Below are 16,538 nucleotides of genomic sequence, written 5' to 3'. Positions count from 1 at the left end.
GCGTAGTGAAGGCAACGGATATGTGTTCCGTGAATTGAAGCGGATAGTCTGTGGATACCATGCCTGACTTCCCGAAAAACCACGCCACCCTGTCCAAGGGTTTTGGCGCCTTGCTGATCCTCGCGATCATCCTGGCCTCGCTGAATCTGCGGCCGGCCGTCACCTCCCTGGGATCTCTGCTCGATCTGGTGATCGAGGACCTGCAGATGAATGGCTTCGTGGCCGGCATGATCACCGGCATCCCCCCGTTGTGCTTTGCGCTGATGGGCCCCTTGGCTCCGCGGCTGGCTGGCAAGCGCGGCCCGGAACTGGTGGTGGCCGCGGCCATGGCAGCCGTGCTGCTGGGCATCGCCCTGCGCGCGGCCGCGCCGGGGACCGGGTTCTTCCTGCTGTGCACCGCTTTGGCTCTGGCCGGCATCGCGGTCGGCAATATCCTGATGCCGGTGCTGGTCAAGCGCTGGTTCCCGGGAAAGATCGGGATTGTCACCGGCGCCTACACCACGGCGGTCGCCTTGGGTGCTTCCGGGGTGGCTGGGATTGCCGTGCCGGTGAACCAGATGCTTGGCGGGAACTGGCGCCTGGGCCTGGGCTTCTGGGCAATCTTGGCCTTGCTGGCGTTGGTGCTGTGGCTGCTGGTGTACTTCGGCATGCGCAACCAGATCGCGGCCCAGCAGCAGCTGGCCGGCAGTTCAACTGACGGGGCAGGCATCGGGCCGATGCGCAAGAATGCCACCGCGTGGTGGGTGGCCTTGTTCTTCGGCGGCCAGTCTGCCGTGGCCTATATCTTCATGGGGTGGCTGCCCAAGATCTTCATCGACTTCGGAGTCTCGCCGGCGTTTGCCGGATCCCTGCTGGCGATCCTGCTGGGTGTGGGTGTCCCATTGTCCTTCGTGATGCCGGCGCTGGCTGCCAAATTCTCGAATCAGGCTCCGCTGGTGATCTTCAACGGGGTGGTGGGCATCATCGCGATCATCGGCATGCTGCTGGCCCCGGTTCAAGGCGCGGTGCTCTGGGCTGTGCTGCTGGGCATCTGCGGTTCGAACTTCCCGCTGGCGCTGACCATGATCGGGTTGAAGGCCCGTACTGCGGCCGGGGTGTCGAAGCTGTCCACCTTCGGCCAATCGGCCGGCTACCTGATGGCCTTTCCCGGACCGTTCCTGGTCGGGGTGCTGCATGAAACCTCGGGTTCATGGGTTGCCCCGATCTGGCTGATCGCCGGCTTGATCGTCTTCCAGACCCTGGTCGGGATCATGGCCGGGCGTCCGCGCTACATCGAGGACACCCAGCTTCGGGAAGTGCGCTAGCTGGCGACCTCGCCCGGGGAGGCCGAGTCGACGTGCTTGCCGAAACCGAGATCCGCCTTGAATCCTGCCACGCGTCCGGCCAATGAGGCATTGGCGCTGCCGGAGGCGGCGCGGTTCCGGCTGCGGCGCAGGAACGGGTAGTTGCTGCTGACGTAGTCGTCCACCTGCTCCTTGCGGCTGGCCAGGACGAGTTCGGTGCCGCTGCCGTTCTGCTCGCTTTCTTCCTGGTACAGGTTGGCGATGCGCGAGGCGACCTGCAGGTAGAAGCTGCGCTGGAATTCGCGGCGCTCGATGGTCTTCTCGGAGTCGGTGTACCAGTTCGTGTAGAGCCTTCCCTCCTGCGCCCACCAGTGGGCCATGGCGGCGGTGGCCTGGACAACCAGGGAAGCGAAGAGGTTCTTGACCGTGGCGACATCCGATTCGTGGCCGATGATGTACAGCCGGCAGGAGTTCGAGTAGTTGCTTTGCAGCATCGACACCGTGCGGAAGGCCCGTCCCACCGCGGACAGTCCGTCGCGCTGGCCCAGCCGGTAGACGCCGCGCATATCGAAGTGCTCCTCGATGATGGGTTCCTTCTTCTTGCCCCGGTCGGCCGAATCCGCGTCCAGCTCGGCGCGGCCGATGCCGTAGCGCACCATGAGCCGTTCGGCATGCTCCTGGAACGCCTGCGCTTCATGCGGGAAATTGGTGTTCTCCGCCTTGTTCAGCAACAGGGTGATGCGTTCCTTCAAGCGGTGCAGCTTCTGCTCTGAGGTGCTCATGGCTTCTTCCTTGGTAGCGGTCCTGCGGTGGTGAAACGGTGGTCTCCGGTTCTCTGCCCTAGTTTGCCACGAGGTGGCCGAGCCTGCTGGCGGGGCTGTGGGTAACCGCTTGCGGCAGACCCTAGCCGGTTGTGCGTTCGGCGCGTAGAGTGAAGGCACCAAGCAGGTCCAGCAGGCCGTGAACCTCGCTTCGCGGCTGGTCATCGGGAGGTTGTGATGGGTGATTTTCGGGCATACACCATGGAAGAGCGGTCCACGTACCTGGCTCCTTCGTGCGAGCGCTGCGGGCAGCATCGCCACATCGTGTGGGAACAGGTAGAGGGAACCGACACCTACCTTCCACGCGATGCAGGGTGCTCCAATGAGGCTTGTACCGCGTAGCTAGCGCAGCCAGCCAGCCGGCGCCGCGTCAGGAGCGGACGCCAAGGCTTGCCGAGATGCGCGCCGACGCGGCCGCGAGCACGTCAGCAATATGGTTGTGGTCGCGTTCCAGTGGCGGGTAGATCACGGCAATCGCCGCCGGCTTGCCCTGCGGAAGCAGCAGCGGAACGGCAATCGAACTCAGCCCCGGGATCACCTCGTCATGGCTGAATTCGAAGTCCTTGGGTGGATATCCGTCGGGATTGAGCATGGAGCGGATGACCCGTCCCGGTGCGCCGTTGTCGATTGGGTGGCGGGTGCCCGGGCGCTGGGCCACGGTGGCATCGGCCAGCCGGGGTTCGGCGGTGCTCAGCGTGACAGCCGCTTCGCCGTCGAAGACTACCAGCAGCGCGGTCATCTGCAGCTCATCGGAGACGGTGGCCAAATGCGGTGCGGCCGCGGCCTGCAGGGACTTGGCGACATTGCGCGCCAGCGCGCCCAGGCGTGCTCCCAATTCAAGCTCGCCTGCCGGGTTGCGTTCCACGAAGCCGTACTGCTCGAAGGTCTTGACCAGCCGGTAGGCCATGGAGCGGTGCACACCCAGCAGCCCTGCGAGTTCCGAGACGCTTAGCGGCGCCGCGGATTCCCCGATCAGGGTCAGTGCTTCCAGCCCGCGGCCCAGGGTCTGCGAACCGCCTTCGGTGGTTTTGCTCATGGTCCAATCATTTCATCTGGCATGCGCGGATGCTTCCAGCGCTGTTTCCGGTGTGACGTACGTCTTGCCTCCAGCCTACGTGAAAGCTACGATTGTTTCTATAGTTACAACAGTGTCGCAACTATAGAGACAATAGAGGGTGGCGGCACAGCACAAGGAGCCAGATAATGCAGATTCACCACAGGGGATACGTCTCCGGAGACCCGCGCGTCAAGGAAGCCGCCGGCTACGGTATCAACCGCGCCGAGGAAATCCCCGATGAAATGGATGTGCTGATCGTTGGCACCGGTCCGGCCGCCGCCGTGGTGACCGCGCAGCTCTCGCGCTTCCCGAGCATCAACGCCCGCGCCATCGAGATGCGCCCGGGCCGCCTGGAAGTAGGCCAGGCCGACGGCATCCAGGCCCGCTCGGTGGAGACCTTCCAGGCCTTCGGCTTCGCCAACGAGGTCATCGAAGAGGCGTACCGCAATGTGGAGATGTGCTTCTGGACCCCGGACCCGGAAAACCCGGCCAACATCAAGCGCCACTCCCGCGCCGCGGACGACTCAACCGGCATGAGTGAATTCCCGCACATCTACGTGAACCAGTCGCGCATCCTCGACTACTTCCTGCGCGACGCCGAACGCGCACCGGGCAAGATCACCCCGGACTACGGCGTTGAATACGTCGGCTGCGAGATCGACCCGTCCGCCGAATACCCAGTCTCCGCGCACATCAAGTACGTGGCCGGGCCGCGTGCCGGCGAAGAACGCACCGTGAAGGCCAAGTACCTGGTCGGCGGCGACGGCGCGCGCAGCCAGGTGCGCCGCTCGCTGGGCCACAAGCTGCACGGCGATGCCGCGCTGCACGCCTGGGGCGTCATGGACGTCATGGTCAACACGGACTTCCCGGACATCCAGGTCAAGTGCTCCATCCAGTCCCACGACCAGGGCAATATCCTGCTTATCCCGCGCGAAGGCGGCTACCTGGTCCGCTTCTACGTGGACCTGGGCGAAACCACTGCGGAAGACGCAGGCGCCATCCGCGACACCCCGGTCGAGCAGATCGTGGACACGGCCAACCGGATTATCCACCCGTACACCATGGACGTGAAGAACGTCGCCTGGTTCTCGGTCTACGAGGTGGCGCACCGCATCACCGACGGTTTCGACGACGTCCCGGACGAACAGCGCGGCACCCGCAGCCCGCATGCCTTCATCATGGGCGATGCCTGCCACACCCACTCGGCCAAGGCCGGCCAGGGCATGAACGTGTCCATCCAGGATGGCTTCAACCTGGGCTGGAAGCTGGCCGCTGTGCTCGAGGGCCGCGCCCCCGAGTCGCTGCTGGACACCTACGCCGAGGAACGCAAGGTCATCGCGCAGAACCTGATCGACTTCGACAAGGAATGGTCCACGCTGATGGCCAAGTCCGTCGAGGACTGGACAGACCCGGACGAGCTGGAGAAGTACTACACCCAGACCCAGGAGTTCCCTGCCGGATTCATGACCCAGTACACCGCTTCCTCGATCACTACCGGCCTGGAGCACCAGGATCTGGCCCCGGGCTTCCCGGTGGGCAAGCGCTTCAAGTCCGCCGAGGTCATCCGCCGTTCGGATAACCGCTGGCGCCACCTGGGCCACTTCCACGAGGCCGATGGCCGCTGGCGCGTCTACGTCTTCGCCGACGCGGCCGCCCCTGCGCTCGAAGGCACCAAGATGGCAGACTTCGCCGCTTGGTGGGCCGAGGACGCCAGCTCGCCGCGCAACCTGTACACCCCGGCTGGCGGCGACGAGGATGCAGTCTTCGATACCAAGGCCATCTACCAGCAGGACTACACCGAGGTGGAGCTGCATGACGTGCCCAAGGCCTTCCAGCCGCTGAAAGTCCCGTACGGCCTGCACGACATCAACCAGGTGTTCGCCGCCGGCCACGGCCGCGACATCTTCCGCGACCGCGAGGTCAGCACCGACGGCGCCATCGTGGTGGTCCGCCCGGACCAGTACGTCGCAGGCATCTTCCCGCTGGATGCGCGTGATGAGATCGCCGGATTCTTCGCCGGGAACATGCTGCCGGTCAACCGCTAGGAAACCGCTTGGGCCCGGTGGCCGCACCCTGCCCATGCAGTGGCGCGGCCCCGGGGCCCAGTGCTGTTCTGCGGGTGCCGGGCTGTCGCAGGCTGCTGATAGCCTCAGATTCATGAGCGCACCTTTCGACACGTGGCCGGTTCGCCGGATCACCGAGCATCCCAAGGCACCCATGGATCGCTCGGACTGGGCCGCCCGGATCCCGGCCGTGCGCCAGCTGCTGGACGAGGGGCTGGAACTTGGCCAGCTGACTGTGCTGGTCGGCGAGAACGGCGCCGGAAAATCGACGCTCGTCGAAGCAATCGCCGCGGCTTTCGGGCTGAATGCCGAGGGTGGAACCAATCACAGCATGCACCAGACGCAGTCCACCGAATCCGGGCTGTCCTCGCATCTGCAATTGGAACGCGGAGCCGGGGCATCCAAGGCAGGAGTGTTCCTGCGCGCGGAAACCATGCATGGGCACTTCGCCTACTTGGGATCCATCGGCTCGCACGGAAAGCACAATTTCCAGAGCCACGGCGAATCATTCATCGAATTCTTCACCGAACGCTCCGCGGTGAACGGATTGTGGGTCTTCGACGAAGCAGAATCAGCCCTGTCCTTCAACGGCTGCCTGATGCTGCTCTCGCATATTGCCGATCTGCTGCGTGCCGGGTCCCAGGTGATCCTCTCCACCCACTCGCCAATTCTCGCTTCCCTGCCGGAGGCGAAAATCTACGAAATCGGGGAATGGGGAATCCGCGAATCGGGCTATGACGACTTGGACATGGTGCGCAACTGGCGGCTGTTCCTGGATGCGCCGGGGCGCTTCCTGCGCCATTTGTCTTAGGCGGCTTCCCGACGCAGAAGGATCTCTGGTTAGAGCGCCACCGCTAATTCCCCTAAGCTTTAAGCAACGGAAGACGAAGGGACGCACTATGGCCAAGAAGCGCTCAATTTGGGCTCGAATTTTCGGTATCGGCAAGGCTAACGCCAACGCTGCCTTGGATGCCCTGGAGGATCCGAAGAAGATGCTGGACCAGACGGTCCGCGATTACACCAACAACATTGCCCAGGCCGAGCAAGCAGTCGCCCAGACCATCGGCAACCTGCGCATGGCCGAGGATGACCACGCCAAGTTCCTGCAGGAAGCCAAGGACTGGGGCGGCAAGGCGCTGGCCGCGTCGAACAAGGCTGATGAATATGCCGCCGCCGGCGATTCCGCTAACCAGCAGAAGTTCAACCAGCTGGCCACCGTGGCGATTCAGCGCCAGATGGACGCCGAGAAGCGGGCCAAGAGCCTGGAATCCACCATCTCCACCCAGCGCGAAGTCGTGGACAAGCTGAAGACCGGCCTGAACACCATGCAGACCAAGCGCCAGGAACTGGTGGCCAAGCGCGATGAGCTGGTAGCCCGCGCACGGAATGCCAAGACCCAGAACCAGATGATGGACACCCTCAAGGCCTTGGACATCAACGACCCAACCAGCGAGATCAGCCGCTTCGAGCAGAAGATCCGCCAGGACGAAGCCAAGGTCCGCGGTGCGCAGGAACTGGCAGCATCTTCCCTTGATGCGCAGTTCGCGCAGCTCGACGACCTCGGTGCTGCCACCGAAGTCGATGCGCGCTTGGCGGCATTGAAGGCCAGCAACGCTCCGCAGGACATCCTGGAGGAAGCCAACGGCGCAGCACAGATCGAAGCCGGCGAACCGCAGGTTTCCGAGATCGAAGCACGCCTGGCCGCCCTGAAGAAGCAACAAGGCTAACGGCGCCACTGGGCAGGTAAATGGTCTGCTAGGCAGAAACCCCGCTGTTGACTCGAAAGCCGATTTATCAGAGATCGCTCGTGCTAAATGAGAACACAGGGAGTGTAAAGGGGCAGTACGCCGAAGAATAAGATTCCCGCATGATTCCTGTTGCGACATGCCAACTCCTCCAGGACTCTTGCCCTTGAAGCCGGTATGTGTTGACGCACATAATATGAAAGCAATGGTTTCGAAGAGGGGGATGCAAAGTGCCGACATTGTCCTATGGCCAGGAAATCGCCAAGCGCCGCGAAAAGTGGTCGGCTGAGACTACGGATCTGTCCTCGCGCATGGGCGAACATCTGGAGGCTGAGGTTGATCGATCGCTGAAGCTTGGTCGAAGCATTGCACGAGCGCGTACCGAAGCTAAATTAACTCAACCGGAGCTTGCAGCTCGCGCAGGCGTTCAGCAGGCCGATATCAGCCGCATTGAACGAGGGTTGGGAAATCCGACACGTGAAACGTTGATCCGTTTGGCGTCATCCTTAGGGATGGAACTGACCCTTGCTCCAATATCCGGTCCCGCCGAAACAGTCTCACGGTAGGCTGGCAGCACTTCTTGCCAACGAACGAAAGGGACAGCTTCACGTGAGAGAAGCTGTCCCTTTCGCTGTTATCAGGCAGAGACCTCGGCGCCCATGATCGCTTCTAAGGTCTTCGATGCGCCGTGGGCGTGCAAGGACTCCAGTGCCCGCAGGTAGGGCGCGGTGAATCGCTCGTCCTCGACAAGATCCCCGAAGAGGTCGGGCTGACGCAGGAAAGCCAGGGGGTCCTCGGCCTGGCGCGCTGCGGCGGCGCGCACCTGGTCGGCCAGGCGGTCCACCACCTCAATCGGCTCGCCGTTTTCATCGACGCCTTCGGCGTAGCGAGCCCAGCTGGCAACAATCGCGGCGGACAGGGCCACCTCGCCACCGGTGGCGAGGTTCTCCCGGATCACCGGCACCAGCCACTTCGGGATGCGGTCAGAGGAATCCGCGCACAGCCGTGCAATGGTATCGGCCACGTGCTCGTTGCTGTAGCGGGCAATGAGCTTGTTTTGATAGGCATTCAGATCCACGCCAGGCAGGGGGCGCAAGGTCGGCGCTGCCTCGGTCTTCATGTAGCGCAGAAGGAACTGCGCGAACAGCGGGTTGCGGGCCGCATCGTGCACGGCACGGTAGCCGGCCAGGTGCCCGAAGTAGCACAGGCCCTGGTGGGTGGCGTTCAGCAGACGCAGCTTCATCAGCTCGTAGGGGACCACATCATCTACCAGCTGGACCCCGGCCTCTTCGAAAGGTGGCCGGCCGCTGGTGAACTTGTCCTCCAGGACCCATTGCGCGAAGTCCTCGCAGACCACCGGCCAAGCATCGACGATGCCGTAGCGTTCTGAAACCTCGGCGCGATCGGCCTCGGTCGTCACTGGGGTGATGCGGTCCACCATGGAGTTGGGGAACGGGACATGCCGCTGAACCCAAGCGCCGAGCTCCTGGTCAGACGCGGAGGCGAAGGCGCCGAACATCTTGCGTGCGACCTCGCCGTTGCCCTGGATGTTGTCGCAGCTCATCACGGTGAACGGAGCAATGCCCCGTTCGCGGCGCAGCTTCAGTGCCGCGCAGATCAGCCCGAAGGTGGTCCGCGGCTGATCGGGGTTGGCCAGGTCATCGAGGATGGCCTGATTTTGCTGGTCGAACTCGCCGGTGACCGGATTGACGTTGTAGCCGCCCTCGGTGACGGTCAAGGACACGATGCGGATCTGCGGGTCTGCCAGCTGCTCAATGGCCCGCTGCAGGTCATCCGGGGCGTAGATGAAGTCCAGGATGGAACCAATGACGCGGCCCTTGACGCTGCCGTCGGGGTTCTTCACCATGAGGGTGTACAGCCCGTCGCTCTCGGCAAGGACATCGCGCATGCGCGCATCCGAAGGCATGACGCCCATGCCGATGATGCCCCAGTCAAGGGCCTTTCCCTCGTTCATGAGCTGATCGAGGTACATTGCCTGGTGCGCTCGATGGAATCCGCCTACTCCGAAGTGCACGATGCCTGCGCGCAGCTTGCTGCGGTCGTAGCGGGGGAGCTCGGCGTCGGTCTGGAGGTTGGCCAGTGCGTTATTGGACAGTTTCACGGTTTCACAACTCCTAGGAAGTGGGAGGTCGGGGGATGCTTAGGCGCGCTGGGCGGCTTCGCTGAGTGGCGCAGCTTCCGCACGGGGCTGGGTTCCGCGCAGGCTATGGGACATCAGGGCTGCCACCAGGTAAAGGGCCGCGAAGAGGTACACCATGCCGGCAGCGCCCAGCAGGTTGTAGAGCATGGCGACCAGCAGTGGACCGGCGAAGACTGCAGCACCGATGCCCAAGTTGTAGGAAGCCATGGCAGCGCCGGGGTTCTGCGGCGCGAGGGAGACCGCGATGGCTGACAGCGGCACGAATCCGGCCAGCCCAATGCCGAACACTGCACCGCACAACAAGGTCAGTCCGTAGGCGAAGTCCAGGCCGTTGTCCACGGCCCATGCCGGCACCAGGTAGAGCGAGAGCATGGAGATGGCGCACAGCACCGCGCCGAACCACACCACGGTCTTGGACCAGCCGAGCTTGTCGCCCAGCGCCCCGAAGACCAAATTGAAGGGGATGTTCACCGCATAGATCACGGTGGTCAGGATGAGGAACTGGCCAACACTCCAGCCGAACCGGTCAACGAACAACGCCGGGAAGAAGATTGCCATGCCGTAGGTTGGCACGGAATTAATGGTGCGGGTGAGCATCACCATCATGGCCTTGCGGTTGGTGACCAGCAGGCGCAAGCCGAAGCTCATGGTCTGCCAGACCTGTTCGGGGTTGTCGACCAGCGGTGCGCGTCCGGTTTTCTCCTTGACTCCGATCAAGGCGACCGCGGCACCGATGACCACCAGGGCCAAGGACAGCCACAGGGTCTGGTAGTAGCCCAACCCGAACAAATCGATGGATGCGCTGGCGGTCAGTGCACCCAGCGTTGGCAAGCCGGCGCTGAAGGCCACGTAGAACCAGCCGATGGCCACAGCCAGGCGCTTGGCATTCGCCGTCGCGGAGATCCACACCAGAAAACCGTAAGCGAAGAACGGATAGCCGAAACCGCGCAAGCCGTAGGTGATGAAGACCAGCACGGTGCTGGACGAGTTCAGTGCAACCCCGAGGAACAGCACTTCGAATACGATCCATGTGGCCGCGCCGATCAGCATGACCTTGCGCGGGCCCCATAGATCCGAGAGCGAAGCGGACAGGAATGCGGCCGCGGCCACCGCCACGCCGTAGACCGTGACCAGGGTGCCGGCCAGCGGGATGGAGAAGCCGTGCTCGCCGGTCAGGTACGGCGCGAGGATATTGGTTTCGACGCCATCGCCGATCATGAAGATCATCAGGCCGACGAATCCCCACAGCAGGGGACGGGGCAATCCCATTCGATCCAGCAAGGATTCCCGGGGCGAAACGCCTCCCGGTGCGGTGGACTGGGGGATGGACATCGTATGCGCTCCTTTGCGGCCGGACTGCCTTCTCTGCTTTGTGCTGGAATTAATCTAACACCAAAAAACACAAACTCAACATGAAAAGTGTTAAATTATTTGTCTGAGGTTCGGTCTTTTGCGACTCAGCGCACAGGACATATCATCGAAATTGTGAAAAATGGGGAATCCAGAGTGGGAACAGCTGCTGCCGAAGATGTCGCGGGATTGTCTCCTGACGACCGGCGTGATGAGATCACCGGCTACGTCAACCGCATGCAGCGAACGCGCGTCGAGGAGCTGGCCGAGATTTTCGGCGTCAGCGCAATGACGATCCACCGGGACCTTGACCACCTGGCCAAGGACGGCCGGCTGGAACGCATCCGCGGCGGAGCGCGGGCAATTACCGCACGCCTTGCTGAGCGGGACGTGAAACTGCGCCGGCACCTGCATGCCGAGATCAAGCAGGAGCTGGCCGCCACGGCCGCAACGCTGATCGAGCCGGACGCTGTCATAGCCTTGGACGACTCCACTACCGTGGGGGCACTGGGCGCGCACCTTGAAGCCCGGCAGCCATCCACCGTGATCACGCACTCGCTCGCGCTGATGGGGATCGTTTCCTCGCTGCCGAACATCGCCCTGGTCGGCCTGGGCGGGCAGTACTACCAGGAAACCGACTCGTTCCTCGGATCCATCGTGGTCGAGCAGGCGCAGCGCCTCACCGCTGACGCGGTCTTCGTGTCCACTACCGCGATCAAGAACCATGCGCTGCTGCACCCGGACGCGGAAGCCGCCCTGACCAAGCGAAGCCTGCTGAAAATGGGCGGGCGCAAGATCCTGGTCGTCGATTCCACCAAATTCGAATCTTCGGGCATGTACCATGTGATGGATCTCGGCGAATTCGACGACATTGTGGTCGATGACGGGCTCGACGCCGCAACGCGCACCGAGCTGCAGCGCCTGGGCCCGCGCATCCATATTGCCACTACCTCGACGAAGGCCAACTCATGACCCCTACCCATGTCCTTGGAATCGATTCCTCGACGCAATCGTGCAAGGCGCTGCTTGTCGACGCAGCCACCGGCGAGATAGTGGCAAGCAGCCGCCAGCCGCATCTGCCGGGCACCCAGATCAATCCCGAACGATGGATCGAAGCCTTGGAAGCCAGCGCTGGCGGATTGATCGACCGGGCCGCTGCGTTGTCCGTGGCCGGGCAGCAGCACGGGATGGTGGCTCTAGATGCCCGGAACGAGCCGGTGCGCGATGCGATGCTCTGGAATGACGTGTCATCGGCACCGCAGGCCGCGCAGCTGGGCGGTGAACTGGGAGGTGCCCAAGCTACCGCCGACAAGGTCGGCAGCGTCTTGGTGGCGTCGCTGACGATCACCAAGCTGCGCTGGCTGCGCGAACACGAACCGGCGAACGCCCGGCGCACTGCCCGCGTGGTGCTTCCCCACGACTACCTCACCTGGCACCTGGGCGGGCGCAAGGAATTCGTCACGGATCACGGAGATGCCTCCGGGACCGGCTATTACTCGACGGCCGAGCGGCGGTTCCTGCCCGAGCTGGCGGAGCAGGCCCTGGGGCATCCTGTTCAGCTCCCGCGGCTTGCCGCCGCCAATGAACTGGTCGGGCAGACCGCGCAGGGAGCCAGGATCGCGGCCGGAACCGGTGACAACATGGCTGCCGCATTGGGGCTGGACTTGCAGCCGGGCGATGTGTGCGTGTCCATGGGCACCTCGGGCGTGGCTTCCGCGCTGGTCGAGCGCAGCGTGCATGACGGCAGCGGCATGGTTAGCGGCTTCGTGGCGGCCGGCGCGAACTACCTGCCGCTGGCCTGCACGCTCAATGGCGCGCCGGTGCTGGATTTCGGTGCGCGCATGCTGGGCGTGACCCAGCAGGAATTCTCCGATCTTGCCCTGGGTACCGAACCCGGATCCGGCGGTGTCACCCTGCTGCCGTATTTCGGCGGCGAACGGACCCCCAACAGGCCCGAATCCACGGGCGTGCTGCGGGGGCTGCGCACGGGCACCACACGCAATGAGATGGCCCGCGCCTACGTGGAAGGCCTGCTGTGCTCGATGAAGGATGCGGTGGCAGCCCTTGAAAATGCCACCGGGGTGGCGACCCGCAGGATCCTGCTGATTGGCGGCGGCGCCCAATCCGAAGCCGTGCGGCGAATTGCCCCGCAGGTCTTCGGCGTCGCCGTGGACGTTCCGCAGCCCGCGGAATACGTGGCGCTGGGAGCCGCCCGGCAAGCGGCCTGGGCACTGAGCGGCAAGGAGGAGCCTCCGCACTGGGATATTGCCGCGCCGACTCGTTTCGAGGCGCAGCCGCGTCCGGAAATCTATGCCCGCTATGCAGAACTGCGCGAGGCGACGGACGGCTGGACCTAACGGGCAGCATCTTCGGCCGGTCCGCACGCCGGGGTCTGGCCACTGCCAGCAGAACGAAACAGCGTCCCTTCCTACGATCAGTTCACGCTGATCGCAGGAAGGGACGCTGTTGCTTGTCCGGGAAAACCGGAACTAGCGGTCAATCGATTCCTTATCGGTGCCTTCCGGGTACAGGATGGCATTGCCGGCAGCCACCTGGATGGTGATCTTGTGCGGCGAGTTCGGATCGGTGGCAAGCTGGTTCTCAACCGAACCGGCGGCCGTATTCTGCCGCAGGTCGTAGGTGGTTTCGGGCAGCTGCAGCTCCAGCGAGCCGGCGCTGACGCTGCCGTCGATGCTCTTGGGCGCCTCGCCCGACAGTTCGCCGATCAGTTCGCCGGCCGAGATGTCGAACCGTGCGCTCTTGACATTTTCCAGGCGGACTGTTGCTTCGCCGGCACCCAGATCCACATCGGCGGTTTGCGCGCTGCCGGTGAGGTTCAGCTCCCCGGCGCCGACCTCCACCACGATGTTCTTGTAGTCGCCAACGGCGTTGAAGGATCCGGCGGACAAATCGAAGTCGGCATCCAGGGTTCCGTTATTCAGGGATTCCGGAAGCACCAGCGTTGCCTCATTTTCGTCGAATCCGCAGCCGAAGAAGCAGAAATTGTCCCAGGCGTTCGGGGCATCGACAACGAGCCGGTTGCCTTCGCGGTGCAGCTTCCAGCTGGCGGCCTTGGCGCTTCGGACTTCAAGGGCTGCCTTCTCGGTGTCTGCGAAGACCAGATCGAAGCGTCCCGAGCTGGCCGAAACTTCCAAGGCGGTCACCCCGGAGACCTCGGCTTCGTGGATCGAATGCTCCCGGGACACCGAAGCGAAAGCGCTGCGTGCCGTGGCGATGACCAGGGTGAGAATGACCAGCCCGCCTAGCAACGCGAGGATGATGTTCAGCGGCTTGCCGTTGTTGGAGGGGGCCGGAGGGGTTGGGGGTAGCGGCATGGTGTGCGTGGAAGTCATGATCCTGTCCTGTCTGTGCGGTTGGTGCCCAGGGTTTCGATATGGGCCAGGGCTGCCAGCACGCGCCGGTTGCCCGTTCCGTCGGCTTCCAAGCCGAGTTTCTGGAAGATGGAAGTGATGTACTTTTCAACGCTGGCTTCCGAGAGGAAGAGCAGCGCGGCGATGGCCTGGTTGGATTTTCCTTCGGCCAATGCGGCCAGGACTGTGCGTTCCCGGTCGGTCAGGTTCTGCATGCGGTCATCGTGATTTCGCCGGGTCAACAGCTGTGCCACCACTTCCTGGTCCAGGATTGTTCCGCCACCTGCAATCTGCTCCAGCGAAGCAATGAACTCGCTGACATCCGCAACACGGTCTTTGAGCAGGTAGCCGATCGCTGAGGACTGGGTGGAGATCAGTTCAGAGGCGTAGCGTTCCTCCACGTACTGGGAGAGCACCAGCACCGGCAGATCCGGATACTTCTTGCGCAGTTCCAGCGCCGCGCGGATGCCTTCATCCGTGTAGGTCGGCGGGAGCCGGACATCAAGGATGTAGATCTGCGGGAATTCCTCCGCAGGGGCGGTCTCCAGGAAATCCATCAGCCCGCTGGCCTCTGGCAGATCCGCGACCACCTGGTGGCCGCTGTGCGCCAGCAATCTGACAAGTCCTTCGCGCAGCAGGACCGAGTCTTCGCATATCAGTACGCGCATGGCACGTTCACCTCCACTGCAGTTGGCCCGCCGGCCGGGCTGTCCAGGGTCAGGGTGCCGCCGGCGGCGAGAACCCGATTGTTGATTCCATCCAGGCCTCCACCGGGGGTGATGCGCGCCCCGCCGGTGCCGTTGTCCTCGATGCGGGCCCACAGGCTTTGCTGGCCTTCGAGCTCGCGCACCCTCACGGTGACCTGGCAGCGCTGGGCCCGCGAATGCTTGGCCGCGTTGGTCAGCGCCTCGGCGATGGCGAAGTACACCGCCGCCTCCGCCACCCGCGGGTAGCGGCCGTTGAGCTGGACATCCAGTCCCACCGGGATGTGCGAGCGGCCTGCGATGGCCGAGAGCGCCGCATCCAGTCCGCGGTCATCGAGCACCGAGGCGTAGATGCCGCGGGTGAGCTGGCGCAGTTCGGTGATTGCCGACTTGGTCGAAGCGTGGGCTTCGGCCACCAGTGCCTTGGCCTGCTGCGGATCGGAGTCGATCTGCTGATGCGCAAGGCCGAGGGTCATGGCCACGGAAACCAGGCGGGGCTGGACCCCGTCGTGCAGGTCTCGTTCGATGCGGGTGCGCTCCACCTCTGCAGCGCGCACGGCTCCTTCGCGCTGCACCGCGGTGGTGCGAACGCGTTCCACCAGTGCGGTCTCGCGGGCAATCGAGCCGACTATTCCCACGGTGACCATGCGGTGCAAGAAGACGAGGCCGACAACTACTGCCAGTCCCAGCAGGGTAGCCAGTAGCAGCCACGGAGCCTGGCCAACCGGGATCTGGAAGCCCCACAGCCCTGGAACGCTCGCCAGCGGATCAGCCTGACCCGATTGCAGGAACGGAGCGAAGGCGACGATGCCGGTGCGGACTGCCAGCTGCAATGCGCTGAGCATCAGCGAACCGGCCAGGCAGGAGAAGAGCAAGCTTCCCAGCAGGGCCCACATGCGTCCGTTGGCCAGGTTGCGCCCCAGCGAGCGGACGTATTCGCCGAAACCCTCGCGGCGGCGGGGCCGCCAGATCAGCGCAGTGACGTCCATGTCGTAGAGGTTGCTGACTCGCATCAGCTCGAAGCGGGCGATGCCGAAGAGTGCATAGACCAGGCCGGCCAGGAAGAGCAGGCCCAGGCCGAGCAGCGGGGTCAGCGCGATGCCGAGCGAGAGCCATCCGAGCAAAAGCGAAAACATGATCAGGCCGGCGGAACCGAGCAACGCCATCTGCAGCAACGTCATGCCTAATCTCAGCGGGGGACGGTCCGGTGCGGTGCCCGGTGAAACCTTAGGTGTCGAAGTCATACCTCAACACTAGAGCGCGCAGGTCAGCGCCAACACCGAGGGAACCGGAGTTCTTCATTATGGAAAACCCGAAGAATATTCCGCCGGGGGTGCCATTGCAGCCGTTCGAAGCGCAGGATGGACAGATGGAAACGAATCAGGATCCGCAAGCCAAAGGAACAGCGCCCATCGTGGTCAAGCCCCTGACCGAGGAGCGTATGGAAGACTTCGCCACGGTAGTGAATCCGAACCATCGCGAGAATCACTGCTGGTGCTTGTCGCACCGGCTCAGCGCCAACGAAATCAGGGAACGCGGCGCAGGGGACCGGTTCGAAGCCATGCGCTCGCTGAGCGCCGAGCCGATTGCCCCGGGCGTCATCGCTTATCGCGGCGGTGAACCGGTAGGCTGGTGCAGCATCTCCCCGCGCTCGCAGATCCCGCTGCTGGCGAAGTCCAAGCTCATCAGGCCCGTGGATGAGCTGGAAGTCTGGAGCATCATCTGCATGGTGGTGCGCAGCGGCCACCGCCGCCAGGGCGTGAACCGGGCCATGCTCCACGGTGCAGTGGAATATGCGCGCGACCTCGGAGCACCAGCGGTCGAGGCCTACCCGGTGGGTCCTGCAGGACGCATGGACTTGACCATGGCCTTCGTGGGAACGCGGAAGATGTTCGAGCAGGTAGGGTTCGAGATCGTTGGAGTCAGCGACGCCCAAGCCAGCAAGATGCCGCGGCTGATCATGCGCAAGGTTTTCTGAACCGC

General features: G+C 63.7%; 15 protein-coding genes. 8 read left to right on the top strand and 7 right to left on the bottom strand.

Annotated elements, in window-relative coordinates:
* The first annotated feature begins 59 nt into the window (after window positions 1–59).
* A complete protein-coding gene (locus tag EKH49_RS01575; protein ID WP_236641000.1) occupies window positions 60–1,304 on the top strand; it encodes an MFS transporter in 1,245 nt (414 codons plus the stop codon).
* Here EKH49_RS01575 and EKH49_RS01570 read toward each other — a convergent pair.
* Together EKH49_RS01570 and EKH49_RS01565 are read right to left on the bottom strand one after the other, a co-directional pair.
* On the bottom strand, window positions 1,301–2,065 hold the full coding sequence (locus tag EKH49_RS01570; RefSeq protein WP_161567417.1) for a DUF2786 domain-containing protein: 765 nt from the start codon (window positions 2,063–2,065) through the stop codon (window positions 1,301–1,303). The genes EKH49_RS01575 and EKH49_RS01570 overlap by 4 nt on opposite strands.
* 409 nt (window positions 2,066–2,474) lie before the next feature.
* Entirely contained in the window at window positions 2,475–3,140 is a 666-nt protein-coding gene (locus EKH49_RS01565; RefSeq protein ID WP_128469390.1) for an IclR family transcriptional regulator, read from the bottom strand.
* Between the two features lie 167 nt (window positions 3,141–3,307).
* Here EKH49_RS01565 and EKH49_RS01560 point away from each other — a divergent pair, with 167 nt between their 5' ends.
* The 4 genes from EKH49_RS01560 to EKH49_RS01545 all read left to right on the top strand — a co-directional run bounded on the left by EKH49_RS01560 (window position 3,308) and on the right by EKH49_RS01545 (window position 7,535).
* Window positions 3,308–5,206 carry an FAD-dependent monooxygenase gene (locus tag EKH49_RS01560; protein WP_128469389.1) on the top strand — a complete coding sequence of 633 codons (1,899 nt, stop codon included), beginning with the start codon at window positions 3,308–3,310 and terminating at the stop codon, window positions 5,204–5,206.
* 112 nt (window positions 5,207–5,318) lie between these two features.
* The gene (locus tag EKH49_RS01555; RefSeq protein ID WP_128469388.1) at window positions 5,319–6,035 is read left to right on the top strand and encodes an AAA family ATPase; all 717 of its coding nucleotides are present in this window, start codon (window positions 5,319–5,321) and stop codon (window positions 6,033–6,035) included.
* Between the two features lie 88 nt (window positions 6,036–6,123).
* Window positions 6,124–6,951 carry a PspA/IM30 family protein gene (locus tag EKH49_RS01550; RefSeq protein WP_128469387.1) on the top strand — a complete coding sequence of 276 codons (828 nt, stop codon included), beginning with the start codon at window positions 6,124–6,126 and terminating at the stop codon, window positions 6,949–6,951.
* Window positions 6,952–7,208: 257 nt separating this feature from the next.
* The gene (locus EKH49_RS01545) at window positions 7,209–7,535 is read left to right on the top strand and encodes a helix-turn-helix transcriptional regulator (protein ID WP_128469386.1); all 327 of its coding nucleotides are present in this window, start codon (window positions 7,209–7,211) and stop codon (window positions 7,533–7,535) included.
* 71 nt (window positions 7,536–7,606) lie between these two features.
* On the opposite strand, the gene EKH49_RS01540 is transcribed toward EKH49_RS01545, so the two are convergent.
* Both EKH49_RS01540 and EKH49_RS01535 read right to left on the bottom strand, forming a co-directional pair.
* Window positions 7,607–9,091: a mannitol dehydrogenase family protein gene (locus EKH49_RS01540; RefSeq protein WP_128469385.1), complete on the bottom strand. Its 1,485-nt coding sequence runs from the start codon at window positions 9,089–9,091 to the stop codon at window positions 7,607–7,609.
* 39 nt (window positions 9,092–9,130) lie between these two features.
* Window positions 9,131–10,462, bottom strand: coding sequence for an MFS transporter (locus tag EKH49_RS01535; protein WP_128469383.1), 1,332 nt, complete (start codon window positions 10,460–10,462; stop codon window positions 9,131–9,133).
* A 174-nt stretch (window positions 10,463–10,636) separates the two neighbouring features.
* Here EKH49_RS01535 and EKH49_RS01530 point away from each other — a divergent pair, with 174 nt between their 5' ends.
* Together EKH49_RS01530 and xylB are read left to right on the top strand one after the other, a co-directional pair.
* Window positions 10,637–11,452, top strand: a complete 816-nt coding sequence (locus EKH49_RS01530) for a DeoR/GlpR family DNA-binding transcription regulator (protein WP_073706916.1) — start codon at window positions 10,637–10,639, stop codon at window positions 11,450–11,452.
* Window positions 11,449–12,837 carry a xylulokinase gene (gene xylB, locus EKH49_RS01525; protein ID WP_128469381.1) on the top strand — a complete coding sequence of 463 codons (1,389 nt, stop codon included), beginning with the start codon at window positions 11,449–11,451 and terminating at the stop codon, window positions 12,835–12,837. Before EKH49_RS01530 ends, xylB begins: the two co-directional genes overlap by 4 nt.
* A 132-nt stretch (window positions 12,838–12,969) precedes the next feature.
* Here the strand turns inward: xylB and EKH49_RS01520 are convergent, their stop codons facing one another.
* The 3 genes from EKH49_RS01520 to EKH49_RS01510 are packed head-to-tail and all read right to left on the bottom strand — an operon-like array spanning window position 12,970 to window position 15,799.
* Window positions 12,970–13,833, bottom strand: a complete 864-nt coding sequence (locus EKH49_RS01520; protein ID WP_128469380.1) for a hypothetical protein — start codon at window positions 13,831–13,833, stop codon at window positions 12,970–12,972.
* Entirely contained in the window at window positions 13,830–14,519 is a 690-nt protein-coding gene (locus tag EKH49_RS01515; protein ID WP_128469378.1) for a response regulator transcription factor, read from the bottom strand. Before EKH49_RS01515 ends, EKH49_RS01520 begins: the two co-directional genes overlap by 4 nt.
* Window positions 14,507–15,799 (bottom strand): sensor histidine kinase, encoded by a 1,293-nt coding sequence (locus tag EKH49_RS01510; RefSeq protein ID WP_128469377.1) that lies wholly within the window; start codon window positions 15,797–15,799, stop codon window positions 14,507–14,509. The genes EKH49_RS01515 and EKH49_RS01510 overlap by 13 nt, the downstream gene beginning before the upstream one ends.
* A 125-nt stretch (window positions 15,800–15,924) precedes the next feature.
* Here EKH49_RS01510 and EKH49_RS01505 point away from each other — a divergent pair, with 125 nt between their 5' ends.
* Window positions 15,925–16,533, top strand: a complete 609-nt coding sequence (locus EKH49_RS01505; RefSeq protein ID WP_128469375.1) for a GNAT family N-acetyltransferase — start codon at window positions 15,925–15,927, stop codon at window positions 16,531–16,533.
* The last annotated feature ends 5 nt before the right edge of the window (window positions 16,534–16,538 follow it).

This window comes from Glutamicibacter sp. HZAU, assembly GCF_004100365.1.
Classification (GTDB): Bacteria; Actinomycetota; Actinomycetes; order Actinomycetales; family Micrococcaceae; genus Glutamicibacter; species Glutamicibacter nicotianae.
The sequence above is the reverse complement of the archived record's forward strand: the minus strand, read 5'-3'. Positions and strand labels throughout refer to the sequence as shown.